Genomic DNA, 24,022 nt, shown 5'->3' with positions numbered 1-24,022 from the left:
AACGGAGTCGGATCCGACTCGGTCGTCACCGGCTCCTTCACAACCTGAGCCGGTCGGTTTGCCCTCGGGTCAGCTCTTGTTGCTTTCGGCAACCGTGATCGCCTGTTCCAGTGTCTGGCGAGCGCGCGCCAGCTCGGCTGCGCGCTCATCCAGCCGGCTGAGTTGCAGGCGCAGCTTGTCCAGCACACCTGGGCACGGATTCAGCGAGCCATCGGTATGGGCACACGGCAGCACCAGCTTGATGATGCTGGTCGACAAACCCGCGGCCAGCAAAGCGCGAATCTGCCTAACCGTCAGCTCAGCCGCTTCGTCGTACTCGCGATACCCGTTGGCCTGCCGCCTCGACGCAAGCAGCCCGACACGTTCGTAGTACCGCAGCAGCCGCTCACTCGTGCCGGTGCGCTTGGCCAACTGCCCAATCAACATCAGATCTCCGCTGAACTCGACCGTGCCCCAATGCCAACGTCCAACCCCGCCCCAACCCACCGCATTCCGCCGTCCTCCCGCGCACCTGGTCGGCCGCGCATTCAGCCCAGGGACAGCGTCCGCACGCGGTGCACGCTCGCGCGGCTCGTTTGTCGTGTACCTCGCGGCATTCGTACGGCGTATTGCAGCGGGTGTTCGTGTCCAATGAGGCGCGCGCGGGGGTTAGTGGCCGGCTCGGTCTGAATCGGCGGCGGGTTTGGCGGTGCCGTCGAGGGCTGACACGGCGGCGAGCTCGGCGTCGGTCAGGTCGAAGTCGAAGACCGCCAGGTTGTCCTCGAGGCGTCCGCGGTCGCTTGATTTCGGGATCGGTACGACGTCCTGCTGTGTCTCCCATCGCAGGACCACCTGACCCGGCGACCTCTCGTGCGCCTTCGCAAGGTTCTGCACCGTCGGATGACTCAGGAGCTCGGTCCCCTTCCCGAGCGGGCTCCACGCCTCGGTGACGATCCCATGCGCGGCATGGAACTCACGCTCGGCCGCCTTCGCCCACACCGGACTGAGCTGGACCTGGTTCACCTCCGGCGCCTCACCGGTCTCGTCGATCAACCGCTGCAGATGCGCGGGCTTGAAGTTCGACGTACCGATCGCCCGCACCAGTCCTGCCTCCCGCAGCGCGATCAGCCCACGCCATGCGTCGACGTACCGATCCTGCTGCGGATTCGGCCAGTGGATCAGCAGGAGGTCCAGGTACTCCACGCCGAGCTTCTCTGCGCTCGCCTCGAACGCGACCCGCGGACCCTCGGCGCTGTGCCACCGCTTGTTGAACTTTGACGTCACGAACACCTCGCCCCGAGGCACGCCCCGCAGCGCCCGCCCGACGCCGACCTCGTTCCGATAGTTCTCTGCAGTGTCGACCAGCCGATACCCCAGCTCGAGCGCCACACTCGTCGCCCGTTCCGCATCTGCGTCGTTCATCGGCGACGTCCCCAACCCCAGCCGTGGCATCACCGCTCCGTGACTCAACGTGACTGTCGGAACCTGGCTCATCCATCTCCTCCTTCGGCGAACGCTGCCCGGCCACCGTACGTCGATCACGATCCGCGCCCACCGCCCGGGCGACCCGATCCCGTCGTACGTCGTAAGGTCCAGGCGGCCAGTCTCAGCACCGGCAAACCGGGCGCGAACTGTCGGATCCGTGGTTCATCATGGTTGCTGGCGGGGGATCGAAACACGTTGGAGGGATGGGCGTATGAAGAACCGGCTGATCACTCTGGTGGACCTCGGTCTGGACAGCTCGTTCGACGCGTCGATGTCCTTCGTCCAGGGGATCACCGGGAACATCAACGCCGGCTGGGACCAGCCGGTGATCGACGTGAACTTCGTCCGCACCCGCGACCACGAGACCGCCTTCTCCGCGCTCACCACCCCTTCGACGGTGCTGCACGTGATGGCACACGGTGACCACAGCGAGGAGCCCTCCTTCTTGTCCACCGACGGCCAGACCCAGGTCTCGCTGCGATCGCTGGCGGAGTGGTTCCTGGACCGCCAGTGGGGGATCGCCAGTGGCGTGGTCATCGCCGACGGCTGCAAGACCGGCATCGGCAAGTGGCAGCGCGCCATCCGCGATTGCCTCCAGGACGACATCACCTATATCGGCACCAGCACCGTCATCGGCTGGTACGAGGCCACCGTCTTCTGCTCCGCCTTCTACGGCGCTCTGGTCCGCAACCGCGGCCTCGGCCGCACCCCGGCCGAACAAGGCTGGGACGCCGCCAACCGAGCCATCCGCGCCTACGAAACCCTCACCGACGCCCGCTGCCCCTACAAACCCGTCCTCCTGACCCCTTCCCGCCGAGCCCTCCGTTCTCTCACTGGCTAGCCCGCGCCCGCGCACTACCTCTCCGCGTGGACCGGATCCTGGACCGCGAACCGGGAGACGTCGGACCATGCGGTTGGCGCCCGGCGGTGTGGAGGGTTGTCGGCCGGGTACCAACCGCTGTCTTGGTCGCGGCGACTCCGCCATAGCCCCTGGGGTAGGCCCGACACGCGCGGTGCGACTACTTTGGGTTAGCCATGTGAAACTTTTGGTGGGCACGTCGTGTGGCGCGTCCGTGGTCTGGGTTGCCGGTGACCTGGATGGAGTAGGGACGGGGGAAGCCGTCCAGTACGCATTCCCCGACCTGCTGACGTCCGCCCGACGTGGTGAAGGAACGCCACCATGAAGTTGCACCGGAACACCCTCCTGACCGCTGCCGCGATTGTTCTGATCCTGTACGTCGTTTCGCTCATCGTCGGCCTGCCGGGATGGGCCGCGATCGTGCTCACTGTGGTCCTGCTCGTCCTGCTGGCTGTGGTCTGGAAGCAGCCCGACGAACCCTGTCCCGTCGTGACCAAGCCGGCACCGGCGCCATCCGTCGTACTGCCTGATCGGGAGCCGGTCTTCTCCGGACCGCCGACGCGGACGGTCGCCGACGTACGGCTGCCGTCTGCTTCGCCGGACTTCAGTTCAGCTTCTCGGCGATCGTGCAGTGGTCGACCGTGTTGTCCGGTTCGCGGCACGCCGACCTCGGTGCGGTCGCGGTCGATGCCTTGCTCGAGCGCGCTCGAGCCCTGACCGCGAGACAACAGGTCACTGAGGAGTCGCTCAACCAGCACCGCGTGGCCGCGCTCCTCGGCGAACCCGCCCTCGACGAGAAGGGGCAAGTGCGCAGTTGGGCCACCGAGGTGCGGCTACGATTGCCGGACGCGGATCAGAAGCACCTCCAGCACCTCGCCGCCCTGCACCGCCGGGAGCAGACGACTCTGCTCGAACGCCGGATGGAGCAAGACAAACGTGCGTACCTGAAGGAGGACGTCTTCGCCACGCCTGGATCGGCGGCGGTCTGGTGGCTCGTCAATCACCCCGGCGAGGTCGAGAACGCGGTCGGCCTCCTCGACACGCTTTCCGAGCTGTCCGCCGCTGCGAACGATCTCCCGGTTCAATGCGCGGAGGCGATCGATCGTCCGCCGCCGACCCGCGCCGAACTCGCCTTCAGCGCCGCGGTCGACGACCTTGCTCAGGCCGACGACGCGAATCATCCGACGGACGAGTCCCAGCAGGGGTCCGTCCCGCGGCACGCCGGCGCCCAGCAAACCAGGGACCGCACCAGGGCCGGCGCCGCCAGGACCGACCTGAACGGGTCGGCGACGAAGTCGGCCAAGGACGCCCAAGGCGAGTACCGAGAGCAGTTCTATTCGGAGTAGGCCGGTGAGGCGGGCCGGCTGCAGGGTAGGCCCGCCCCACCGAGATCGGGAGCGCATGCTCATTCGTCCAGCCAGCGAATGATGGTCGCGCCGCTGTGACCGTGGATGCTGAGGAGGGCGTCGACGCCGTCCGGCCAGACCGTGGTCGTCGGATAACGTCCGCCCCAATGCAGGGCGACCGTCCCGTCGGACCACTCGACTCCCTCCGCGACGACGCCCGTACCGCTGATGCCGGAGACGTCGACGTGACGGACCAGCTGGAAGCAGCGTGGCCCGGACTTGTTCGCGACTTTCAGATGACGCCGTCGCGGGGTCCGCAGCAGCGTCGCGGTTCTACCGCTGATCTCGTCCATGCGCAGAAGTCAACCGGTGGTTCGTCGGCCTCACCAGGAACTCAACCGGTATCCACAGGGCAGAAATTCTGCCCTCCGACGGTGACTTGATCGCCATATCCTCATTGCAGGGAGTGATCGACACGCAAGGAGTGACAGCGATGACAGTCATCGAAGAATGGACCGGCCGGCACGCACACGCCCTGCGTACGGCGCTGCGGTTGACCAACGAGGCGTTCGCCGACCAGCTCGGCATCTCGCCACGCACGGTCACAAAATGGCGTGAGAGACCTGAGATGGTGCCGAGCCCGCACCTCCAGGATGCTCTCGACACCTTTCTCAGTCAGGCGTCGCCCGACGCCGGGGTCAGATTCGCGGCCAACCTGGGCCTGGATCACCGCCGATCACCGCTCGACCATTCGGCGCTGAGCCAGCTCAACGCGGCGCTCGGCGATCTGGCCCGCGCCCTGGCACGCCTCGAGACCGAGGATCCGGAGCGATCACGGGCGCACTGATGGACGGTGCAGACTGGCGGGCGCAGCACGACGTATCGAGAGGAGCTGCGGATGAGGCGACGCCTGGTGAACTCGTCGAGCGTGCGGTCGGTCGGTTGGTCCGGCGGCACGCTGGAGCTCGAGTACGTCAACGGCTACACCTACCAGTACTACGAGGTGCCGCAGCCGACGTACGCCGCTCTCCTCGCCGCGCCGAGCATCGGCGCGTACGTCAACGAGCACATCAAGCCGTACTACGAGTTCCGAGAGATCTGAGTTTCCGGCGGGACTTCGGCGGGCACCGGCTGGGACGGTCCACACGGGGGTGCGCCCAACCAGGAGGTGGATATGCGCACTCGTAGAGCCTCTACGACTCGTTCCCGCACCATCACGATCGTTCTTGTCATCTGGCTGCTCATCGGCCTGGCGGCCGCCACGCAGCGGAACTACTTCGCGGGATCCGACGCGACGTGCGCCAAGGTAGGCACGACGCTGGTCACCATCGTCGCCGGCCCACTCAACTACATCGGTGCCAATCCGAAGATCGACTGCAACGCGCCTGAGCCGTCGAGGTAATCCCTCCTCGCGGCGAACCGCGTCCGCCGTACCGTTCCCTCCCAGAGGCTCTGAATCACGGAGTCGAGGGAGGGAACGTGGACGTTCTGCGCGATGGGATCGAGACGGATCTCGAGGAGTTCAAGGTGCCCGGCGCGAGCTGGGCGGTGTTCGAGGACGGTGAGATCCGCCAGACCGGGACGGCCGGTCTGGTGGAGGCCGGCGTGCCTGCGGCCGTCACGCCGGACACGTTGTTCCAGGCTGCCTCGATCAGCAAGCCTGTCGCCGTACTGGCGATGCTCAGGCTGGTGGACCGTGGATTGCTCGACCTCGACGAGGACGTGAACCGGAAGCTCACGTCATGGCAGGTCCCGCGGACAGGCTATTGGCAGCCGGTCGTGACGTTGAGGCAGTTGGCCAGCCACAGTGCGGGCCTGACTGTGCACGGGTTCCCTGGATATCGCCATGACGATGCGCTGCCGACAACAGTGCAGATCCTCGACGGCGTGCGCCCGACGAACACCTTCGGCGTCCGGGTCGATCTGATCCCTGGGACGCAGTTCAGGTACGCCGGCGGCGGCACGATCGTCATGCAGCAGCTACTCGAGGATGTGACAGGCACGCCGTTCCGCGAACTGGTCCGTGAGCTCGTGCTGGAACCATTCGGCATGTCTGACAGCGACTACGCGCAGCCGCTGCCACCAGAACTTCACGCGAGAGCAGCGACTGCACACGATGAACTCGGCTGCCCGCTCGACGGCAGATGGCACGCTTACCCCGAGCTGGCGGCCGCAGGGCTCTGGACGACGCCGACGGACCTCGCGAAGTTGGCCATCGGTGTCCAGCGGACGTACGCAGGGACCGACGACGCACTCCTGTCGCCCCAGCTGGTCCGACAGATGCTCACGTCCCAGATCACCGCAAGTCAGCGGATCGGCGGGCTGGGTCATCTGGGACTTGGGTTCTTCCTTGACGACACTGGGCAGCGTTTCGGACACAGTGGCGGCAATGCGGGGTTCCGCTGTCATCTGCTGGCGTACCGCGACACCGGACAAGGCGCCGTCGTCATGACCAACGGTGACAACGGCTCGTGGGTGGTCATGAGGGCGTTCGCTGCTATTGCGTCGGCGTACGGCTGGGAGGGCTACCCGCAGGACGTCGAGCTCCCGGATCTACCGGCTGACGAGGTGCTGGCTGACCTCGTCGGCTCGTACCGGTTGGACGGCAGGATGGCGTTCACGATCGAGCGGCGGGGGAGCGGCCTGGAGGTGACGTTCGACGGTCAGCCGTCGCTGCGCTTCATGCCGCGGTCGGCGACGCGGTTCGCGGTCGGCACTGGCACCGAGCTCGAGGCACGCGACGGCGGGCTGGTCTTCCACCAGGAGGGCGCGGAGCTCGCCTGCACGCGGGAATAGGAGCTGGGGTGGCCTGGTTACACCTGATGCCGCTCGGTTCATGACCCCGGGCCCCAACTTAAGCCGCTACGAGCGGCCACCCGCCGAGAGGCGTCTGCTGGGCGGTGCGTTACGTGACAGGTGGGAGTCGGTTGACCGGCTCCCACCTGTTGAGTTCCTGGTACGACGGGTGTGCCGGGAGCGACCGTACGACGGTGTGGTGGCGGTGCCTGTGGATGGCCCGCGCAAACCGCTTGCGTGGTGCGGCATCATGGAAATGTCGCTCGCGGAGACGCGAGTGAGTGATGTGACCAGAGGGACGACCACTGCTTCGTCTCGACATCGGTTGGCCGGTGTCGAGGGGGGTGCAGAGGGAGCCCGGACAGGGTCCGGGACCCCGATTTGCATCTGCACCGCGAATGTCAGTAATGTTCTTCTTGTTGGAGCGAGGCGCGGGACGCGAAAGCGGCCGGCAGCTCCGACAAACTCCCTGAAGGTCTTGGAAGCCGAAACACGCCTCGGCGGGTTTCGGTCACTGAGTCGCGCAGGGGGACTGGGACGAAAGAGGCCGATTTGACCGGCCCCGGACGAAACAGTAAAGTTGGGCGAGTTGCCCCGGAGCTTCAAACGAAAGTCTGAAGCGCGGTGTGCGTCCGATTCTTGAGAACTCAACAGCGTGCCGAAAGTCAATGCCGAAATTGTATTATCCCCGTGCATGGGCTTCGGATGATGTTCTGCCAGGGACTTTTGTGGTTTTTGGTGGGGGTTGTTTGTTGTCTGTGTCGGATTCCTTTGAAATATTTCTGGATTCAAGTCAGTTTGATTTGTTTCTGATGTTCAGAGGATCACTCGATGTGTCGGCTCACCGGTTTTCCGGTTTGTCATATTTTTCAACGGAGAGTTTGATCCTGGCTCAGGACGAACGCTGGCGGCGTGCTTAACACATGCAAGTCGAGCGGTAAGGCCCCTTCGGGGGTACACGAGCGGCGAACGGGTGAGTAACACGTGAGCAACCTACCCTCAACTTTGGGATAAGCCTCGGAAACGGGGTCTAATACCGGATATGACTTCCGCCTTCATGGGTGGGGGTTGAAAGTTCTGGCGGTTGGGGATGGGCTCGCGGCCTATCAGCTTGTTGGTGGGGTAATGGCCTACCAAGGCTTCGACGGGTAGCCGGCCTGAGAGGGCGACCGGCCACACTGGGACTGAGACACGGCCCAGACTCCTACGGGAGGCAGCAGTGGGGAATATTGCGCAATGGACGAAAGTCTGACGCAGCAACGCCGCGTGAGGGATGACGGCCTTCGGGTTGTAAACCTCTTTCAGCAGGGACGAAGCGAGAGTGACGGTACCTGCAGAAGAAGGACCGGCCAACTACGTGCCAGCAGCCGCGGTAATACGTAGGGTCCGAGCGTTGTCCGGAATTATTGGGCGTAAAGGGCTCGTAGGCGGTTCGTCACGTCGGGAGTGAAAACTCGGAGCTTAACTCCGAGCCTGCTTCCGATACGGGCAGACTAGAGGTAGGCAGGGGAGAGCGGAACTCCTGGTGTAGCGGTGGAATGCGCAGATATCAGGAAGAACACCGGTGGCGAAGGCGGCTCTCTGGGCCTTACCTGACGCTGAGGAGCGAAAGCGTGGGTAGCGAACAGGATTAGATACCCTGGTAGTCCACGCCGTAAACGTTGGGCGCTAGGTGTGGGGGACATTCCACGTCCTCCGTGCCGCAGCTAACGCATTAAGCGCCCCGCCTGGGGAGTACGGCCGCAAGGCTAAAACTCAAAGGAATTGACGGGGGCCCGCACAAGCGGCGGAGCATGCGGATTAATTCGATGCAACGCGAAGAACCTTACCTGGGTTTGACATATAGGGAAATCTCGCAGAGATGCGGGGTCCGTAAGGGTCCTATACAGGTGGTGCATGGCTGTCGTCAGCTCGTGTCGTGAGATGTTGGGTTAAGTCCCGCAACGAGCGCAACCCTCGTCCTATGTTGCCAGCACGTTATGGTGGGGACTCATAGGAGACTGCCGGGGTCAACTCGGAGGAAGGTGGGGATGACGTCAAGTCATCATGCCCCTTATGTCCAGGGCTTCACGCATGCTACAATGGCCGGTACAAAGGGCTGCGAAACTGCAAAGTGGAGCGAATCCCAAAAAGCCGGTCTCAGTTCGGATTGGGGTCTGCAACTCGACCCCATGAAGTCGGAGTCGCTAGTAATCGCAGATCAGCAACGCTGCGGTGAATACGTTCCCGGGCCTTGTACACACCGCCCGTCACGTCATGAAAGTCGGCAACACCCGAAGCCGGTGGCCTAACCCTTGTGGAGGGAGCCGTCGAAGGTGGGGCTGGCGATTAGGACGAAGTCGTAACAAGGTAGCCGTACCGGAAGGTGCGGCTGGATCACCTCCTTTCTAAGGAGCATTGACGCCAGGTTCCGTTAAGGGTCTGGTGTCTACTCGTCGTTTCCTGGACGTTCGTTTCAGGGCGACGGTGCTTCGGAATGTGGAACATTGACCATTAGGCCGGGATCTCGAGTGATCGAGTTAGTACTGCACTTCTTTTCGGAGGGTGCGTGGAACGCGGAGAGCATGAGAGTGAAAGGTCGAGGCGCGCTGTTGGGTCCTGAGGAATCGGGCCCGGCTCACTGGACGTGATGTCTGGGGGGACGTGGACTGGTTTTTCTGGGTCACAGTCACACTGACGTTGTGTTGGTGTGGTGGGTGGCTGGGGCCGGCTCTCACCAAACTGCTGGTGGGTTCGCTTGATGGGTGTGTTGTTTCCCTGGATGGTGTGCTCGATCATGTGTGTGGTGGTTTAAGGGTTGGTGTTCCTGCCCGTATTTTGAGAACTGTATAGTGGACGCGAGCATCTCTTTGTAGCGTAATTTTGTCTTTTGTTGTTTGTTTTTGTGACAAGCTACTAAGGGCAATCGGTGGATGTCTTGGTACCAAGAGCCGATGAAGGACGTTGGAGCCTGCGATAAGCCCCGGGGAGTTGGCAACCGAGCTGTGATCCGGGGGTGTCCGAATGGGGAAACCCAGCTGGCATTCTAAAGCCAGTTACCAGTGCCTGAACACATAGGGTTCTGGAGGGAACGCGGGGAAGTGAAACATCTCAGTACCCGCAGGAAGAGAAAACAATAGTGATTCCGTGAGTAGTGGCGAGCGAAAGCGGATGAGGCTAAACCATGTGCGTGTGATAGCCGGCGTGCGTTGCGTATATGGGGTTGTGGGAGCATTCGGGTCTTAATGCCGTGAGACCAGAGAGTTATAAATCGCTGTTGAAGTCGAATCTTCTGGAATGTCGAGCCGTAGTGGGTTATAGCCCTGTAGGCGTAAGACAGTGACTCTCGAGTGTTTTCCCAAGTAGCACGGGACTCTTGAAATCCCGTGTGAATCTGGCGGGACCACCCGCTAAGCCTAAATACTTCTTGGTGACCGATAGCGGACTAGTACCGTGAGGGAAAGATGAAAAGTACCCCGGGAGGGGAGTGAAATAGTACCTGAAACCGATTGCCTACAATCCGTCGGAGCATCTCCTTGTGGGGTGTGACGGCGTGCCTTTTGAAGAATGAGCCTGCGAGTTAGTGGTGTGTGGCGAGGTTAACCCGTGTGGGGTAGCCGTAGCGAAAGCGAGTCTGAATAGGGCGCTTTAGTCGCATGCTCTAGACCCGAAGCGGAGTGATCTATCCATGGGCAGGTTGAAGCGTGGGTAAGACCGCGTGGAGGACCGAACCCACCAGGGTTGAAAACCTGGGGGATGACCTGTGGATAGGGGTGAAAGGCCAATCAAACTCCGTGATAGCTGGTTCTCCCCGAAATGCATATAGGTGCAGCGTCGCGTGTTTCTTACCGGAGGTAGAGCACTGGATGGTCTAGGGGGCTTACCGGCTTACCGAAATCAGCCAAACTCCGAATGCCGGTAAGTGAGAGCGCGGCAGTGAGACTGCGGGGGATAAGCTCCGTAGTCGAGAGGGAAACAGCCCAGATCACCAGCTAAGGCCCCTAAGCGATTGCTAAGTGGAAAAGGATGTGGAGTTGCCCAGACAACCAGGAGGTTGGCTTAGAAGCAGCCACCCTTGAAAGAGTGCGTAATAGCTCACTGGTCAAGTGATTCCGCGCCGACAATGTAGCGGGGCTCAAGCAATCCGCCGAAGCTGTGGCATTCACACTCGTACCAGGTGTTGTCTTCGGACGGCATCCAGGTGTGTGGATGGGTAGGGGAGCGTCGTGCAGCGTGTGAAGCAGCCTAGTGATGGAGTTGTGGATGCTGCACGAGTGAGAATGCAGGCATGAGTAGCGAATGACGGGTGAGAAACCCGTCCGCCGGATGATCAAGGGTTCCAGGGTCAAGCTAATCTGCCCTGGGTAAGTCGGGACCTAAGGCGAGGCCGACAGGCGTAGTCGATGGACAACGGGTTGATATTCCCGTACCGGCATTAACACGACCCGACCGAACCCGCTGATGCTAAGGACCAGAATCCATGACGCCTTCGGGCTGAGTGGGGGACGGTTTGACCCGAGGTGGTAGTAGGTGCATTGAGGAGTGACGCAGGAGGGTAGTCCAACCGCGGCGATGGTAGGCGCAAGCTGATCCGCGGGCAAGGTGGTAGGGCGAGGCATAGGCAAATCCGTGTCTCATTGTGCCTGAGAGCCGAGGCGGACCCGTTTAGGGGAAGTGGATGATCCCATGCTGCCGAGAAAAACTTCGCAGTGAGTGTTAGAGCCGCCCGTACCCCAAACCGACACAGGTGATCAGGTAGAGAATACCAAGGCGATCGAGTGAACCATGGTTAAGGAACTCGGCAAAATGCCCCCGTAACTTCGGGAGAAGGGGGGCCGGATCCGTTAGGTGACTTGCTCACCGACGCGGTGATGGCCGCAGAGACCAGGCCCAAGCGACTGTTTACTAAAAACACAGGTCCGTGCGAAGAAGTAATTCGATGTATACGGACTGACGCCTGCCCGGTGCTGGAACGTTAAGGGGACAGGTTAGCTGGCTTTAGGGCCGGCGAAGCTTTGAACTTAAGCGCCAGTAAACGGCGGTGGTAACTATAACCATCCTAAGGTAGCGAAATTCCTTGTCGGGTAAGTTCCGACCTGCACGAATGGCGTAACGACTTGGGCGCTGTCTCAACCGTGGACTCGGCGAAATTGCATTACGAGTAAAGATGCTCGTTACGCGCAGCAGGACGGAAAGACCCCGGGACCTTTACTACAACTTGGTATTGGTGGTCGGTACAACTTGTGTAGGATAGGTGGGAGACTGTGAAGCTCGGACGCCAGTTCGGGTGGAGTCATCGTTGAAATACCACTCTGGTTGTTCTGGCTGTCTAACTTTGGTCCGTTATCCGGATCAGGGACAGTGCCTGGTGGGTAGTTTGACTGGGGCGGTCGCCTCCTAAAAGGTAACGGAGGCGCTCAAAGGTTCCCTCAGCCTGGTTGGCAATCAGGTGTCGAGTGTAAGTGCACAAGGGAGCTTGACTGTGAGACAGACATGTCGAGCAGGGACGAAAGTCGGAACTAGTGATCCGGCGGTGGCATGTGGGAGCACCGTCGCTCAACGGATAAAAGGTACCCCGGGGATAACAGGCTGATCTTCCCCAAGAGTCCATATCGACGGGATGGTTTGGCACCTCGATGTCGGCTCGTCGCATCCTGGGGCTGGAGTAGGTCCCAAGGGTTGGGCTGTTCGCCCATTAAAGCGGCACGCGAGCTGGGTTTAGAACGTCGTGAGACAGTTCGGTCCCTATCCGCTGCGCGCGCAGGAGACTTGAGAAGGGCTGCCCCTAGTACGAGAGGACCGGGGTGGACGAACCTCTGGTGTGCCAGTTGTTCCGCCAGGAGCACGGCTGGTTGGCTACGTTCGGGAGTGATAACCGCTGAAAGCATCTAAGCGGGAAGCACGCTTCAAGATGAGGTCTCCCACCGGGTTAACCGGGTAAGGCCCCCAGTAGACCACTGGGTTGATAGGCCAGAAGTGGAAGCATCGCAAGATGTGGAGCTGACTGGTACTAATAGGCCGAGGGCTTGTCACACACACCCACCCATGGTGGGTAGCAAACCCTCCAGAAGACACTGCGCTACGTAACTGAGAGAAGCATTCGCGTCCACTGTACGGTTCCCGAAATACGGTCAACCCCCAGCCCACCAAACCCCACACGGGGTTTGTGGCTTGGCAGGATGGTTGGTTGATATTTCTATAGAGTTTCGGTGGCCATAGCGTCGGGGAAACACCCAGTCTCCATTCCGAACCTGGAAGTTAAGCCCGACAGCGCCGATGGTACTGCGATCGGGAGATCGTGGGAGAGTAGGACGCCGCCGGACATTCACACTGTTAAGGGCCACCCCAACTGGGGTGGCCCTTAACACATGTCCCGATGGTCCTCAACCAAGCAGCTGCTTGCGGGCGGGAGTGTAGGTCCACCACGGGCGGGCGGGGTTGCCGTTGGCTTGGTCCACGGCCGACATGATGGTGTCGAGGAGGCACGGATCGTGGCGGCGTCCGTCGACGGTGCAGATGGTGTCGTAGATGTCGACCGGATCGCGGCCGGCCAGCTGGCGGACTTCGGTGATATCGGCACGCCGCAGGTAGCCGGCTACTGCCCGGCCGACGTTCATGAGGGTCGTCAGATCTGAGGTTGTTGGAGTGGGTGGCATCTGTCGATCGTCACTCGTGCGGAGTCTGGTGTCTTGAAGGTTTCGGACACCGACCCCGTTTGACGACATCAGACCAGGCTCAGTAGGTCTGGTAGTAGATGAGTTCGCCTGATTCGCCAGCGGCGGCGCCTTCGCTTGGGATGAACAGACTGACCACGATGGCCGGCTGCCCGTTCGGTGCGTTCAGAGCAGTCACGGTCGGATTCGCGAAGGCCGTGCTGCCGCCATCAGTCCGGATAGTGGTCTGATCGGCGTTGCCGGTCTGATAGTCGTACACGAACGTGCGCCAGGAGCCGAAGTCGCCCTTGGTGTACTGACCCTCGATCAGACCGAAGCTGTAGCCGCGGAAGACAGCCTGGTCGCGGTCGCCGATGTTGCCACCGACACCCCAGTACAGCAGGGCGTTGTCGTAGTTCGGCTGCGCCGCCGTACTCCAGGAGCTGAAGTTGGTCAGCTGTCCGCGTTGCTGCCTGTCCCGGTCGCAGTTCCACCAGTAGTGCCCACCGATGTCGATCGTCGAATGGTCGATGTCGGGAGCGAGGGTGATCCCGTAGATGTTCGGCGTGCCTTCGGCGCAGGACGACAACTGGCGGGGAGCGTCGAAGGACCGCGTTACCTGGCCGGCCAGCAGGTCGGTGCGGCTGGCGAAGTAGCGGAAGGCGAGGTGGTTGTTGCCACCCCCGGGCTGCTCCTGCTCCCAGGCCATCACGAAGCCGCCGTTCGATGCCTGGGCGATCGTCGGCTGCGACGCCGGTCCGGTGTTACTTCCCGCGAGTTCGCGGACCCAATGCCAGTTCAGTAGATCGGTCGAGGTGGCGAGGTTGACCCGGAAGTGGCCGTCGGCCGCCAGATGATGGGAGACGGCGAGGTAGCCACCAGTCGCGTCCTGGATGATCTTGACCGTATCCATCACGTGTCCGGCGTCGTCGTGCACCGCGTACCGCTTGCCGGTCGCGCCGCTCACGTTCTCCACGATCGATCGAAGCTCGGCGCGCGCCGGATCCGACGGTGGGGCATCGGCGGCTGCGGGTGCCGAGACAGTGGCCAGAAGCAGCGCTGAGCAGGTCAGAAGTCTGATGAGCATGGGCGGTCCTCCGTGGGGCGGGTTGTGTAGAACGCTTGCCCACCGCCGAACCTGGGGAAACCCGTTGCCAACATCAACGGCCGCATGCGTAGGGTCTGCGCATGGAGAATGCGGCGATGGTGCTGATCGTGGGGTTGCCGGGGGCGGGGAAGACGACGGTCGCGCGACGGTTGGAGGTTGAGCGGGCGGCGCTCCGGTTTACGCCGGATGAGTGGATGGAAGCGTTGCTCGGGGTGAGCGAGGACAACGGTCGGCGGTGGGTGCTGGAGTCGCAACTGTTCTGGGATCTAGCGGCTCGGGCATTGACGGTGGGCGTCAGCGTGATCCTGGACTATGGGTGCTGGTCCGAGACCGAGCGGGACCTGTTCCGGGAGCGGGCCCACGAACTCGGTGCGCGCACGGAGATCGTCGTACTGGATCTGCCGTTGGATGTGTTGTGGGAGCGTCTGCACGCGCGCAACGCGGCGTTGCCGGCCGGGACGTTCGCGATCAGCCGGGAGGAGTTGGTGGAGTACGCCGCTCAGTTTCACGTACCGAGTGTCGCGGAGCTGGCGCGGTGGGATCACCAGGTCGTTGTGACCGAGTAAGCGGTCTACTCCTCGGGGGCGATACCGACCAAAGCGGCTGCGGCGCAGATGTGGACCGGAGTGAGATCGGCAGGGGCGACCGGGGCCTGGAGCAGTGTGCCGCGCTCGAACGGGGTCAGCGTGATGTCGATGCCGTGGGCACCTGCCACGAGGCCGCGGACGTACGTGAGCCAGCCCATCATCGGAATGCCGCGGCGGAAGACCCCGGCCGCGGCAGCGAGCTCGGTGTCGGCAATGCTGGCCCACTGCGGTTCCCAGATCGTCACGACCGCGCGGAGGACCTGGGCGAACCGCTCGGACTGCGCGAGTGCGTCCTCGTCGCTCCAGTGCAGCGTGAGCTGGTCGGAGACCGTGGTGAGCGTCCCGCCCATCGACAGGTCGAACAGCCAGGGCAGCTCGCCGGTGCTCTGCAGATGCAGACGGGTGGTGCTGGAACCGTTCGCGAGGACCTTGGTGGTCGCCTCGACCATCTCCTGGAGCGGGGTCGCAGCGTCGGCCTCGAGGACGTGGTAGCCCCAGCGTTCGTCCTGGGTCCAGTTGTGTACGTCGGGGAACGCCACCGCGACCGCGGTCAGCGTGCGGCCCACGCGCAGCGCGCGGTGTTCGACGGACTCGTCACGATGGGTCCACTGGGCGCGGAGCAGCCAAGATGCCATTCACGCCCTCCGATCGTGAGGTGGCCGGACCTGAGACGGTACGCCGATGATCGAGCCGTTGGCCAGAGCTCCGCGCACCCGGTGTGAGCGCTTACGGCGGTCCTCTGGAGCTGTCACCGAACTAGTTTGAGGCACCGGCGGTTCGGGGGTCAGCACCGGGGTCCGATTTTGGTAACCACCCAGCCAAAGTCTGGACAGGTGTCAAGACGTGAGGGTCGGCGACGCGAGGTCGAGGGTCGGGGTGTCGCCGCGGTACGAGGTCAGCCACTCGCGGAGGAGTCCCACGCGGGCGGCGTAGTCCTCGTTGCCCTTGACGACGGGTGCCTGGTTGTACGCCATGGTGTCGGAGCTCCGGCGAAGCTTGACGTACAGGCGGGACGACGACAGGGCGTAGCGCTCCATGTCGTCCTGCAGCGCGCCGATGACGGTGATGTTCCGGTCGCGACCGATCTGCTCGAACAAGGCGACGGCCTCACGGCGGTGCTGGGAACCGAGGTTTCGCCCCAGCTCGTCGAGGATCAGCAGCAGCGGCCGGTCCGAACCACCGGCGAGCGCGGCCGCGCACACCAGCTTGACCGCCTTCTCGTCCATCTGGGCCGTGTTGCCCTTCACGTTGAACGCGGAGAACGGCCCGCCCTCCGAACGCCGCCACTTCGGCGTGACCGTCCAGCGCCACGGCTTGTCCGGCTCGGCGGGCGGGTCGGGCTCCGGGAACTCCAGTTTCGCGCCGTACCCGCCGTACTGCTGGTCGAGGCGGTCGAACTCCTGGGAGACCAGGCGGAGCCGCGCCTTGATGCCGTCGGCGAGGGAGGCCCTGTGGGCGCGGGCGGTGCTCTCGGACTCCGCTAGGCCCTCGCGGGCGCGCTCGAGGGCGGCGTTCCGTTCGGCGCGCTGGTTGGCGATCTGCTGTTGCTGCAGGCTGTCGAACCTCTCGTGCTGCGCGAGGTGACTGCTCAGCGTCCGCTGCAGTGCCGGGACCAGGCCGACGCGGGCGCCGAGGGTGCCGTTCGTCCAGCCGTCCGGGCCGTTGAGGATCTCCCAGAGTTCGGCCGGGATCTCCTCGCGGGATCGCGCGTTCGGGAAGCACCGGCGGATGACGTCGTCGAGCTGCGTGCAGGCCTGGTGGTTCCAGTCGGCCGCCGTACGGCGTTGCGCGTCGTCGGGCAGACCGAGAATGAACTCCTCGGCCTCGGCGGGCGTCGTGCCCCAGGCCGTGGTCCGGGTCGTCAGGTCGAGCGAGGTCTGCTCCTCCAGCAGCGTGAGCCGGCGGCCGGTCAGGTCGTCGAGGATCCGCTCGTGGTCGCGGCGGGTCGCCTCGAGGTTCTTGAGGCGTTCGTCCCGGACGAGCTGCTGACCGGCGGCGGTCTCGGCGGAATCCTTGGCGGCCTGGAGTTGCGGCGCCAGTGAATCACGGTCGGTCTCGTGCCGGTCGATCGTCTCGCGGAGCGCGAGGACCTGCTCCTGGACCGATTCGGCGTCGGCCAGTGCGCGGGCCGCCGCCGTACGACGTTCTGCCTGGTCGACTCGGGATCGCGCCTGCTCCAGCGCCGCGGACGTGACGGCCCGGGCCTCGACCGTGGCCTCGAGCCGGCGGTGGGCGGCCTCGATCCGGGCGGTCCGGCCGGTCAGCGGTTCGTCGAACTGCCCGACCGCGACGACGCCGGCGACGTCGTCGATGTTGTCCTTGGTCGCGCGTTCGCCGATCGCCGCGAAGAAGGTATCCAGGGTGAAGCGCTTGTCGGCGGATTTCGGGCCGCCGCGCTGACCCTCATGGGTCGCGCCTGGCCGATTCGCGAGCACCAGAAGGAATCCGGCGCACCCGGCATCGGCCAGCGCAGTCGACGCGACCGCAGCGTCACCGGCGTCGATGACAACGGCCTCGCGGTACGGCGCGAGTCGCGGCTCCCACTCGGCTCGGTCGGCGGACGGCAGCTCGGTGATGTCGGTGAGCGCACCGCATTCGATGCCGGCGGTCTCGAGGACCTGCTGCTGTGGCGCCGATACAGTCTGGCCGCTCTCGGCCTCCCGCAGCTCGGCCGTCGCCTGGTCGACCGCGGACCGGGCCGCGTGCTCCCGGCCGATGTGCTCCTCGAGTACGGCGCGTGCCTCGGTCTGCTCCTCGGCCGCAGCGGCTAAATCACGCCCGTCCGCCGAACGTCCCGCGTCCACCAGTCGGCGGTGCTCCTGGCCGAGCCGCTCCAGCTGCTCACGCACCGAACGCTGCGCCAGATCGAGCTCACGGTCACGCGCATCCAGCTTGTCGCGCTCCTGCCGCGTCAGCTGGACGTCCCGCAGGAGGAGCTCCTCGTTGCCGAAGGCTTCGATCTCGGAGTCGACGGCCTCGCGTCGCGCCTCCTGCTCGGCGACGCGTTCGTCGAGTACGTCGAGTTCCTGCAGGATCTCGTCGTTCCGTGCCGCGCCGTCGATCAGATGCCGGGCGCTCCGAGCCTGCCAGGACTCCTTGGCCGCGGCGAGCGCGTCCCGGGCTGCGGCGCGCTGCAGGATGCCGGCCTCGACGGTCGCCATCTCCTGCTCCCAGCGCTGCAGGTCGGTCGTCGCCTGCTTGGTCGCCTCGCGTTGGGTGTGCTCGGCGGATCGATGCGCCTGCTCCTGCTCGAGCTCGTGGTCGAGACCGGTGAGGGTGGCGATCGCGTTGAAGATGCGCGCCGGGCCGAGCTCGTTGAGCGGCTCGGCGAGGAGGTTGGCCGTCGGGCTGGACCGCACCGAGGTGGACAAGAACGAGACGCATCGGACCTGACCGCCGTACAGGACTGTGGACAGCTTGTTGGCGTGGAAGTCGGTGCGGCCGTTCGAGTGCGGGAGGGCGGCCCACAGCGCATCGGCGCCGGCGGCACGCTCGGCCTCGGTTGCGCCGTACGGGACGTGTAGGCCGTTCTTCCAGCGCAGGTCGATGTACGAGGCTTTGCGGTTGATGCGGATCCAGACGGTGATCGCGGCCGCCTCGATCTCGGCGAGGTCGGTCAGGTCGGGGTCGGAGAAGACGCCGACGATGTAGCCGCGGTCGACGTTGGACCAGTTGCCCTCCTGGCCGGCGGCTTCGGCGGTGAACAGTAGTTCGGCCGCGCCGGGAGCGCCGCTGGTCAGGCGCCACTGGTCGTCGGCGTGCAGGAGGCTGAGCGCGGCGATCCAGGACGACTTGCCGGCGCCGTTCGAGTCGGTCGGGCCCTGGCCGGCGACCGTGACGAGACCCTGGCCGACCATCGGGATCGGATGCGTCGAGAGGCGGGACAAGTCGACGACCTGTACGCCGAGCAGCACCTTGGACCCGAGGATGTCGAACGGACCGTCCTCTGCTGCGCTGCTCATATAGCTCCTTCTTCTGTGCTGCTGTCGATCGTGAGGCTGCTGCCGTTGCGGGCTCGAATGGCTTCGGCGATGGGGCTCGCAGGGGCGGCGGCGAGGATCAGCTGGTCTTGGAGGCGGCGGCGGGCGGCCGGGGTGAGTCGCTGGAGTTGTGGCCCGGGGATGTAGCTGGGGCCGCCGGAGTGGTCGCCGGAGAGTTGGATCAGGCCGGCGGCGCGGAGGCGTTGAAGTGCTAGACGTCGCTCCTCGCCGCTGATCCTGGTCGTCCGCAACTCGTCGACTGTCGTGGGGCGGGCAGACTTCCAGCTGTCACCGGTCAGGATGCCTTCGCTGCGGGGGATCGCGACCGAGTGGATCAGTACGAGGACGAGCACTGCGCGGTCGATGACGGACAGCGGCTGCCAGCCCTGGGCGGTCAGCGTCGCGGCAATGTCGTCGGCGTACCCGGAGGTCCAATGGGTGCCGTTGACGTGGACCAGTCTCCGCCCGATGAGCTTCAGCATCTTCTGCACATGCCGCCGAAGCGTCACGTCTCTGAGCCCAGCCAACTGCACTTCAGCCACCGGGTGCGCGGCGTACTGCACTGCACTGAACGCAGCCAGCACTTCATCCCGAGCCCGATCACTCAAATCCAGCAACAACGAATCAAACAACACATGCTGCTCACTCATCGGACCCCTCCCGGGTGGAGGCCGGCGTCGGGTTCGCTTCGGCGGAGAGGGGGTCTGCGTCTGGGGTTGGGGTGGTGGGGGTTGCCAGCAGGGGTGGGGGTGGGTCGGGGAGGTGGCGGCAGAGGTCTCGGAGGGTGGATTGGTCGGTGGGGGTCCAGGTGATGACTCGAGGGCCTAGGCGGACTTCGCCGGCTTTCTCGTTCCAGAGGAGCCAGTGGGTGGCGTGGAGGCGGCGGAGGCTGCCGATGATCAGGGTCAGGTCGCTGGGCTGCTCGGGGCGGCCGCGCATGGCGGCGTACACGGATCTGATCTGGGCGAGTGTGCCTGTCGAGCCCGGCCAGGCTGGGCCGCTGCGGTCGGTCCAGCAGCAGGTGACGCAGATTGCTAGGACTCGGGCGGTCTCGTTTGGCTGTTCGACGGCGACCGGGGGAGTGCCGAGCTCCTCCAAGACGGTGTGACCGGCGCCCGAGGGCAGCGTGGGCACGAGCCAGACGGTTGAGCCGTCTGGCGATGCTGCCCGCGTGAGGCCGGCGACCGCCGGTGTGTCCGGCTCGACCTCGAGCGGGCCGGCAGACTGCACCTTCGCCCACCACAACGCGTTATACAGCCGCCGCTCCACAGCCTCGGACGACCGCCGCTCGCCACCCTCCGAGGAATGGGTGCTCATTGGGTCACCCGGCGGAAGGTGCCTTCGGTGGCCCAGGGGGTGCCGGCGGTGGGGTCTATTCGCATGCCGTCGGACCAGACGAGTTCGTAGTCGAGTTCGTCGTGGAGGTGGGCTGCTGTTAGCTCGGCTAGCACTCGGCGGGCGGTGAGCCAGTCGCCGGCGTCGTCTATGACCTCGACGATGTCTACGGACGTTCGGCCGGCTAGGACGCGTTCGGCTTCGGCGCGTCGGTCCTCGCGGTCTGTTGCGGCGGCTGATTCCGGGGCGTCGGCGTCTGCGGTCGGACGGGGTGGCGCCATGCGGGCGGTGCCGGTGCGGCGGCCTGTTTCTACTGCCTCGACCATTGTTTGCGGCGAGAAGTCTGGGGCGGCTGCGTCGAAGAGCAGGCCGTCTAGGACGCCGGCCAGGACGTCCGGCTCGCTGCTTCGCGTGAAGGTCAGCCAGGTTTCGATCGGCAGGAGGCCGAGTGCGCGCGTGGTGCCTGCTCGCTCCACCAAACGCCCGGCGGCCAGCTGTACGGCGTCGGCGTACGCGGCCAGGGACATCCGCAATGAGGTGCAGGCGCGATGCAGGCTTGGCCAACGGTCCAGGACGATTCGGTGGACCTTCTCGGCTTGCTCGATCAGGCGTTCGTTGCCCCAGGCGAGCTGGGCGTTCTCTCGGAGTTGGGCGGTGGTGCTGGTGGAGACGAGGATGGCTAGCTCGTTGCCGAGGAGCCGGAAGACCTTGGTTAGTCGCTCGATGGACGCCTGGCCTTGCTCAGAGGTCGCGTGTGGGTCGCTGACGCTGTGGGCCTCCAGGGTGAGCAGTTGGTGCAGCTCCGCTTGGCCGCCCTGGACCGACATGCGGCGCAGGAACATGAGCATCACATAGGGCGCGAACGCGGCTCGGTGGCGGAGTTCGTTCGGGCGGTCGACGAGTTTGGTGATTGCGCCGTACTGGCGGAGTACGTCGAAGCGCCGGACGATCACGTCGTGCGGATAGGCGCGGCAGGCCAGCGTGGCTTGCTCGACGGTGAGGCCGTCGCTGCCGGCCTCTGCGAAGGCGTCCAGGATCGCTTGATCGACGTCGAGGAGATCGGGGTCGACGATCATTGCGCCGGCCTCGCGGGCGAGGACGGCGAAGACCTGACGGTAGACGCGGAGGACTGCTGCCTCGGCCTCGGCGTCCAGCAATGTCGGGTCCATCCGTACTCCCTCCCGTGTGATAGCGACCGGCTACCAGAGAAAAAGGACTCTAACCACCCGAACCGACAGACCAAAACCGGGCTGCCCGGCACCTGTGGACAAGCTCAAAGGCGGGGTGGGCTGGTTCGCACCGACAGACCAAACCGGGTTGGCGGCGAGCTGTGGACAACTGCACCGGCGGGCCGGGAGCGGGTTGCGGAGGGCCTGTGGAAAACCGGATGACGGTGTGGCCGGGGGTGTTTACCATCCGAGTGTGAAGAGAATCCTTGGCTGATGCGGTCCAGGTAGACCGCGTCAGTCCCACGGCGCCTTCGGGCGTTCGCCACGCCGGTGTGGGCCCAGTACAGGGTCCCGGCGCGCTTGCTGATTCTCTCCTTTCCGGAGCTTTGCACATGACCGTGCATGACGCGCGCTCGATCGGCGCGCAACACCCCCGTGTCCGCGATCTGCTCACTGTCCGCAAGGACGCCTCACCCGGCCGGATCATGGTGGAAGGCAGTTGGGAACACGACCGCCTGCTCACCACCCAGGCCCCGATCGACGCCTTCTTCTGGTGCCCCGAGGCCAGTACGACGTCCGCCGTACATCGGATCGCGGAACGCGCCGCCGAGGTGTACCGCATCTCGGAGAAGCTGCTCGCCCGCCTCTCCCGCAAGACCCGCTCCGACGGGTTGATCTCGATCGCCCGGCTGCCGGTGTGGACGCCGCACGCATTCCGGTTCACCAGCGAGTCACTGGTGCTCGTCGCCGACGGAGTCGAGTACGCCGGGAACCTCGGCACCCTGATCCGTACCGCCGACGCGGCCAAGGCGGACTGCCTCGTCCTCACCAGCCGGCGCGCCCGGCCGAGCCACCCGGCCGTGTACTCCGCCAGTCGTGGGACTGTCCTGTCCACACCGGTCCTGGAGTTCGACGACATCCCTGCAGCCGCGGCGTGGTTGCGCGACCACGGCTTCCGCGTCCACCTCGCCGACCCGGCGGCCACGGGTAGCTATCGGGTCCCGCAGTACGACGGACCGACGGCCTTCGTGGTCGGTTCGGAGGGGGCGGGCTTGTCGCGCGAGTGGCACGAGCAGGGCTTCGGCGCGGTGTCGATCCCGATGCTCGGCCAGGCGGATTCGCTCAACGTCGCGCTGTCGGCCGGCATCCTCCTGTTCGAAGCGCGGGCTCGGAAGGAAGGCTGGTGAAAGGCCGGGCAGAATGACACCGCCACCGATGAACAAGGAGTGCCCGTGCCGTTCGAGCCAGGCGAGGTCGTCGCCCCGTCAGATCCGCGCATCGTCCTGGAAGGCCAGTGGGGTCAGCAGCCTGGAGTGGCGATCACCGTCAACTCCGGCTCGCGGATCTCGTTCTCGTTTGCGGGCGAACGACTCCAGTTGCTGTTCGACACGGAGGGCCTCACCGTCGCGCCGCACCTGTGGATCACGGTGGACGACGGCGAGCCGGAGCTCCACCTGATCGACGACCCGGTGGTCGAGCTTTCCGCGCCGACCGGACAGCACCGGGTCGAGGTCGTGGTGAAGGACGTGAACGAGCACGTCAACAGGTGGAACCCGCCGTTCGAGTGTGCGGTGGTGTTCGCCGGTCTCGTGCTCGACGTGAACTCGCGGCTGCGGCTGAGCGGTCGGCCGGTCGGTCCGCGGCTCGAGTTCTACGGTGACTCGATCACGCAGGGCGTGCAGTCGCTGAGCTCGCACTCCGAGTCGGAGGGCGCCGATGGTACGACGACGTACGCCTATCTGACCGCCCGCGCGTTCGGCGCGACGTCGTACCAGGTGGGCTTCGGGAGTCAGGGGATCAGCAAGCCGGGCAACGGCGAGGTGCCGGCCGGGGTGGACTCGTTCGGCTGGAACTTCGCCGGCTCGCCCGCCGAACGGGTCGAGCCGGCCGACGTCGTCGTGATCAATCTCGGCGTGAACGATCCGACGCTCGAGCCGGAGGAATACTCCGGTTACGTCACGCGGGTGCGGTCGGCGTACCCGGAGACGACGATCGTGGCGCTCACCCCGTTCAGCGGCAAGCATGCCGAGACCATCCAGGCCGCGGTGAAGTCCCTCGACGATCCGAACCTCGTCTGCATCGACTCCACCGGCTGGATCACCGAGGACGATTGCACCGACCTCGTCCATCCGACCGCCGCCGGCCACGCGAAGATCGCCGCCCTGCTGATCCCGGCCCTGGAGGAGCACACCTCGCTCCGGCGCTGAGAGGATGAGGGATGGCGGAGAAGTTCTCGACTGTGGACGAGTACATCGCGTCGTTCCCGGCGGAAGTCCGAGAGGTGCTGGAGCAGGTACGGCGTACTGTCCACGCGGCCGTGCCCGGGGCGGGGGAGAAGATCAGCTACCAGATCCCCACGATCACCCTCGACGGGAAGTCGCTGCTGTACTTCAGCGGCTGGAAGGAACACATCTCCGTTTACCCGATCCCGCCCGTCGGTGACGCACTCGCGACTGCGATCGAGCCCTACCGCTCCGGCAAAGGCACCCTCAAGTTCCCACTGAAGGACCCGATCCCGTACGACGTCATCACCCGGCTGACCCGGGCTTTCGTCGTCGCCCGCGGCTAGTGCTGTGGAACGTTGGATTGCGACGGTGCTTGGCCGACCGCGTTCGGCGGTGCCAATCGGCTCGTGACAACCCCGGGAGGTCCTTCCACGGCGCAGGCGGGGTTGCAACCTGGCGTTGCTTGGCGCGGCACAAGCTCCCGAACGCCAGCGCGATCGCTGACGGCGCGGACCGGGCGC

At 64.8% G+C, this 24,022-nt stretch carries 21 protein-coding genes and 3 rRNA genes; 14 read left to right on the top strand and 10 right to left on the bottom strand.

Annotated features, from left to right (window positions below; genetic code table 11):
• Positions 1-69: 69 nt before the first annotated feature.
• Positions 70-426, bottom strand: a complete 357-nt coding sequence (locus OG558_RS41015; RefSeq protein WP_405067858.1) for a MerR family transcriptional regulator — start codon at positions 424-426, stop codon at positions 70-72.
• Between the two features lie 222 nt (positions 427-648).
• Entirely contained in the window at positions 649-1,473 is an 825-nt protein-coding gene (locus tag OG558_RS41010; RefSeq protein ID WP_405067857.1) for an aldo/keto reductase, read from the bottom strand.
• Positions 1,474-1,675: 202 nt separating this feature from the next.
• On the opposite strand from OG558_RS41010, the gene OG558_RS41005 reads away from it, so the two are divergent.
• The 3 genes from OG558_RS41005 to OG558_RS40995 all read left to right on the top strand — a co-directional run bounded on the left by OG558_RS41005 (position 1,676) and on the right by OG558_RS40995 (position 3,669).
• Positions 1,676-2,305, top strand: coding sequence for a hypothetical protein (locus OG558_RS41005; RefSeq protein WP_328519549.1), 630 nt, complete (start codon positions 1,676-1,678; stop codon positions 2,303-2,305).
• 339 nt (positions 2,306-2,644) lie between these two features.
• The gene (locus tag OG558_RS41000; RefSeq protein ID WP_405067856.1) at positions 2,645-3,040 is read left to right on the top strand and encodes a hypothetical protein; all 396 of its coding nucleotides are present in this window, start codon (positions 2,645-2,647) and stop codon (positions 3,038-3,040) included.
• The gene (locus OG558_RS40995) at positions 2,950-3,669 is read left to right on the top strand and encodes a hypothetical protein (protein ID WP_405067855.1); all 720 of its coding nucleotides are present in this window, start codon (positions 2,950-2,952) and stop codon (positions 3,667-3,669) included. Before OG558_RS41000 ends, OG558_RS40995 begins: the two co-directional genes overlap by 91 nt.
• A 59-nt stretch (positions 3,670-3,728) precedes the next feature.
• Here the strand turns inward: OG558_RS40995 and OG558_RS40990 are convergent, their stop codons facing one another.
• Positions 3,729-4,022, bottom strand: coding sequence for a hypothetical protein (locus OG558_RS40990; RefSeq protein WP_405067854.1), 294 nt, complete (start codon positions 4,020-4,022; stop codon positions 3,729-3,731).
• A 140-nt stretch (positions 4,023-4,162) separates the two neighbouring features.
• On the opposite strand from OG558_RS40990, the gene OG558_RS40985 reads away from it, so the two are divergent.
• From OG558_RS40985 to rrf, 7 genes are all read left to right on the top strand, one after another.
• Positions 4,163-4,516 (top strand): XRE family transcriptional regulator, encoded by a 354-nt coding sequence (locus OG558_RS40985; RefSeq protein WP_405067853.1) that lies wholly within the window; start codon positions 4,163-4,165, stop codon positions 4,514-4,516.
• Positions 4,517-4,567: 51 nt separating this feature from the next.
• Positions 4,568-4,771, top strand: a complete 204-nt coding sequence (locus OG558_RS40980) for a KTSC domain-containing protein (protein ID WP_405067852.1) — start codon at positions 4,568-4,570, stop codon at positions 4,769-4,771.
• Between the two features lie 72 nt (positions 4,772-4,843).
• Complete coding sequence (locus OG558_RS40975; RefSeq protein ID WP_328519554.1) at positions 4,844-5,071, top strand: hypothetical protein; 228 nt, start codon at positions 4,844-4,846, stop codon at positions 5,069-5,071.
• 77 nt (positions 5,072-5,148) lie between these two features.
• Positions 5,149-6,465, top strand: a complete 1,317-nt coding sequence (locus OG558_RS40970; RefSeq protein ID WP_405067851.1) for a serine hydrolase domain-containing protein — start codon at positions 5,149-5,151, stop codon at positions 6,463-6,465.
• 869 nt (positions 6,466-7,334) lie between these two features.
• Positions 7,335-8,852, top strand: a 16S ribosomal RNA gene (locus OG558_RS40965).
• 498 nt (positions 8,853-9,350) lie between these two features.
• A 23S ribosomal RNA gene (locus tag OG558_RS40960) occupies positions 9,351-12,478 on the top strand.
• A 171-nt stretch (positions 12,479-12,649) separates the two neighbouring features.
• Positions 12,650-12,767, top strand: a 5S ribosomal RNA gene (gene rrf, locus OG558_RS40955).
• The 16S, 23S and 5S rRNA genes sit together here, the layout of an rRNA operon.
• 60 nt (positions 12,768-12,827) lie before the next feature.
• Here the strand turns inward: rrf and OG558_RS40950 are convergent.
• Together OG558_RS40950 and OG558_RS40945 are read right to left on the bottom strand one after the other, a co-directional pair.
• Positions 12,828-13,100: a helix-hairpin-helix domain-containing protein gene (locus OG558_RS40950; RefSeq protein WP_405067850.1), complete on the bottom strand. Its 273-nt coding sequence runs from the start codon at positions 13,098-13,100 to the stop codon at positions 12,828-12,830.
• Between the two features lie 79 nt (positions 13,101-13,179).
• Positions 13,180-14,184, bottom strand: a complete 1,005-nt coding sequence (locus tag OG558_RS40945) for a hypothetical protein (protein WP_405067849.1) — start codon at positions 14,182-14,184, stop codon at positions 13,180-13,182.
• Positions 14,185-14,285: 101 nt separating this feature from the next.
• Here OG558_RS40945 and OG558_RS40940 point away from each other — a divergent pair, with 101 nt between their 5' ends.
• Entirely contained in the window at positions 14,286-14,771 is a 486-nt protein-coding gene (locus OG558_RS40940) for an AAA family ATPase (RefSeq protein WP_405067848.1), read from the top strand.
• Positions 14,772-14,776: 5 nt separating this feature from the next.
• Here the strand turns inward: OG558_RS40940 and OG558_RS40935 are convergent, their stop codons facing one another.
• The 5 genes from OG558_RS40935 to OG558_RS40915 all read right to left on the bottom strand — a co-directional run bounded on the left by OG558_RS40935 (position 14,777) and on the right by OG558_RS40915 (position 21,276).
• On the bottom strand, positions 14,777-15,427 hold the full coding sequence (locus OG558_RS40935; RefSeq protein ID WP_329479372.1) for a hypothetical protein: 651 nt from the start codon (positions 15,425-15,427) through the stop codon (positions 14,777-14,779).
• A 201-nt stretch (positions 15,428-15,628) separates the two neighbouring features.
• A complete protein-coding gene (locus OG558_RS40930; protein ID WP_405067847.1) occupies positions 15,629-18,754 on the bottom strand; it encodes a chromosome segregation ATPase in 3,126 nt (1,041 codons plus the stop codon).
• Positions 18,751-19,422: a hypothetical protein gene (locus OG558_RS40925; RefSeq protein ID WP_405067846.1), complete on the bottom strand. Its 672-nt coding sequence runs from the start codon at positions 19,420-19,422 to the stop codon at positions 18,751-18,753. Before OG558_RS40925 ends, OG558_RS40930 begins: the two co-directional genes overlap by 4 nt.
• Positions 19,415-20,089: a hypothetical protein gene (locus tag OG558_RS40920; protein WP_405067845.1), complete on the bottom strand. Its 675-nt coding sequence runs from the start codon at positions 20,087-20,089 to the stop codon at positions 19,415-19,417. Before OG558_RS40920 ends, OG558_RS40925 begins: the two co-directional genes overlap by 8 nt.
• Positions 20,086-21,276: a hypothetical protein gene (locus OG558_RS40915; RefSeq protein WP_405067844.1), complete on the bottom strand. Its 1,191-nt coding sequence runs from the start codon at positions 21,274-21,276 to the stop codon at positions 20,086-20,088. Before OG558_RS40915 ends, OG558_RS40920 begins: the two co-directional genes overlap by 4 nt.
• A gap of 392 nt (positions 21,277-21,668) precedes the next feature.
• Here OG558_RS40915 and OG558_RS40910 point away from each other — a divergent pair, with 392 nt between their 5' ends.
• From OG558_RS40910 to OG558_RS40900, 3 genes are read left to right on the top strand one after another with little or no spacing between them, the layout of a single operon-like run.
• Positions 21,669-22,463: a TrmH family RNA methyltransferase gene (locus OG558_RS40910; RefSeq protein WP_329479362.1), complete on the top strand. Its 795-nt coding sequence runs from the start codon at positions 21,669-21,671 to the stop codon at positions 22,461-22,463.
• Between the two features lie 45 nt (positions 22,464-22,508).
• The gene (locus OG558_RS40905) at positions 22,509-23,483 is read left to right on the top strand and encodes a GDSL-type esterase/lipase family protein (protein ID WP_405067843.1); all 975 of its coding nucleotides are present in this window, start codon (positions 22,509-22,511) and stop codon (positions 23,481-23,483) included.
• An 11-nt stretch (positions 23,484-23,494) separates the two neighbouring features.
• Positions 23,495-23,845 (top strand): iron chaperone, encoded by a 351-nt coding sequence (locus OG558_RS40900; RefSeq protein ID WP_405067842.1) that lies wholly within the window; start codon positions 23,495-23,497, stop codon positions 23,843-23,845.
• Positions 23,846-24,022: the final 177 nt, after the last annotated feature.

This window comes from Kribbella sp. NBC_01510 (genome assembly GCF_045040325.1).
Lineage (GTDB): Bacteria > Actinomycetota > Actinomycetes > Propionibacteriales > Kribbellaceae > Kribbella.
This window is presented reverse-complemented; position numbering and strand designations above follow the sequence as displayed.

Coding starts and splice junctions, on each gene's coding strand:
- OG558_RS41000 (WP_405067856.1), top strand. CDS start 2,645: ATGAAGTTGCACCGGAACACCCTCCTGACCGCTGCCGCGATTGTTCTG.
- OG558_RS40975 (WP_328519554.1), top strand. CDS start 4,844: ATGCGCACTCGTAGAGCCTCTACGACTCGTTCCCGCACCATCACGATC.
- OG558_RS40935 (WP_329479372.1), bottom strand. CDS start 15,427: ATGGCATCTTGGCTGCTCCGCGCCCAGTGGACCCATCGTGACGAGTCC.
- OG558_RS40950 (WP_405067850.1), bottom strand. CDS start 13,100: ATGCCACCCACTCCAACAACCTCAGATCTGACGACCCTCATGAACGTC.
- OG558_RS40925 (WP_405067846.1), bottom strand. CDS start 19,422: ATGAGTGAGCAGCATGTGTTGTTTGATTCGTTGTTGCTGGATTTGAGT.
- OG558_RS41015 (WP_405067858.1), bottom strand. CDS start 426: ATGTTGATTGGGCAGTTGGCCAAGCGCACCGGCACGAGTGAGCGGCTG.
- OG558_RS40945 (WP_405067849.1), bottom strand. CDS start 14,184: ATGCTCATCAGACTTCTGACCTGCTCAGCGCTGCTTCTGGCCACTGTC.
- OG558_RS40990 (WP_405067854.1), bottom strand. CDS start 4,022: ATGGACGAGATCAGCGGTAGAACCGCGACGCTGCTGCGGACCCCGCGA.
- OG558_RS40940 (WP_405067848.1), top strand. CDS start 14,286: ATGGAGAATGCGGCGATGGTGCTGATCGTGGGGTTGCCGGGGGCGGGG.
- OG558_RS41005 (WP_328519549.1), top strand. CDS start 1,676: ATGAAGAACCGGCTGATCACTCTGGTGGACCTCGGTCTGGACAGCTCG.
- OG558_RS40910 (WP_329479362.1), top strand. CDS start 21,669: ATGACCGTGCATGACGCGCGCTCGATCGGCGCGCAACACCCCCGTGTC.
- OG558_RS40930 (WP_405067847.1), bottom strand. CDS start 18,754: ATGAGCAGCGCAGCAGAGGACGGTCCGTTCGACATCCTCGGGTCCAAG.
- OG558_RS40985 (WP_405067853.1), top strand. CDS start 4,163: ATGACAGTCATCGAAGAATGGACCGGCCGGCACGCACACGCCCTGCGT.
- OG558_RS40900 (WP_405067842.1), top strand. CDS start 23,495: ATGGCGGAGAAGTTCTCGACTGTGGACGAGTACATCGCGTCGTTCCCG.
- OG558_RS40920 (WP_405067845.1), bottom strand. CDS start 20,089: ATGAGCACCCATTCCTCGGAGGGTGGCGAGCGGCGGTCGTCCGAGGCT.
- OG558_RS40980 (WP_405067852.1), top strand. CDS start 4,568: ATGAGGCGACGCCTGGTGAACTCGTCGAGCGTGCGGTCGGTCGGTTGG.
- OG558_RS41010 (WP_405067857.1), bottom strand. CDS start 1,473: ATGAGCCAGGTTCCGACAGTCACGTTGAGTCACGGAGCGGTGATGCCA.
- OG558_RS40915 (WP_405067844.1), bottom strand. CDS start 21,276: ATGGACCCGACATTGCTGGACGCCGAGGCCGAGGCAGCAGTCCTCCGC.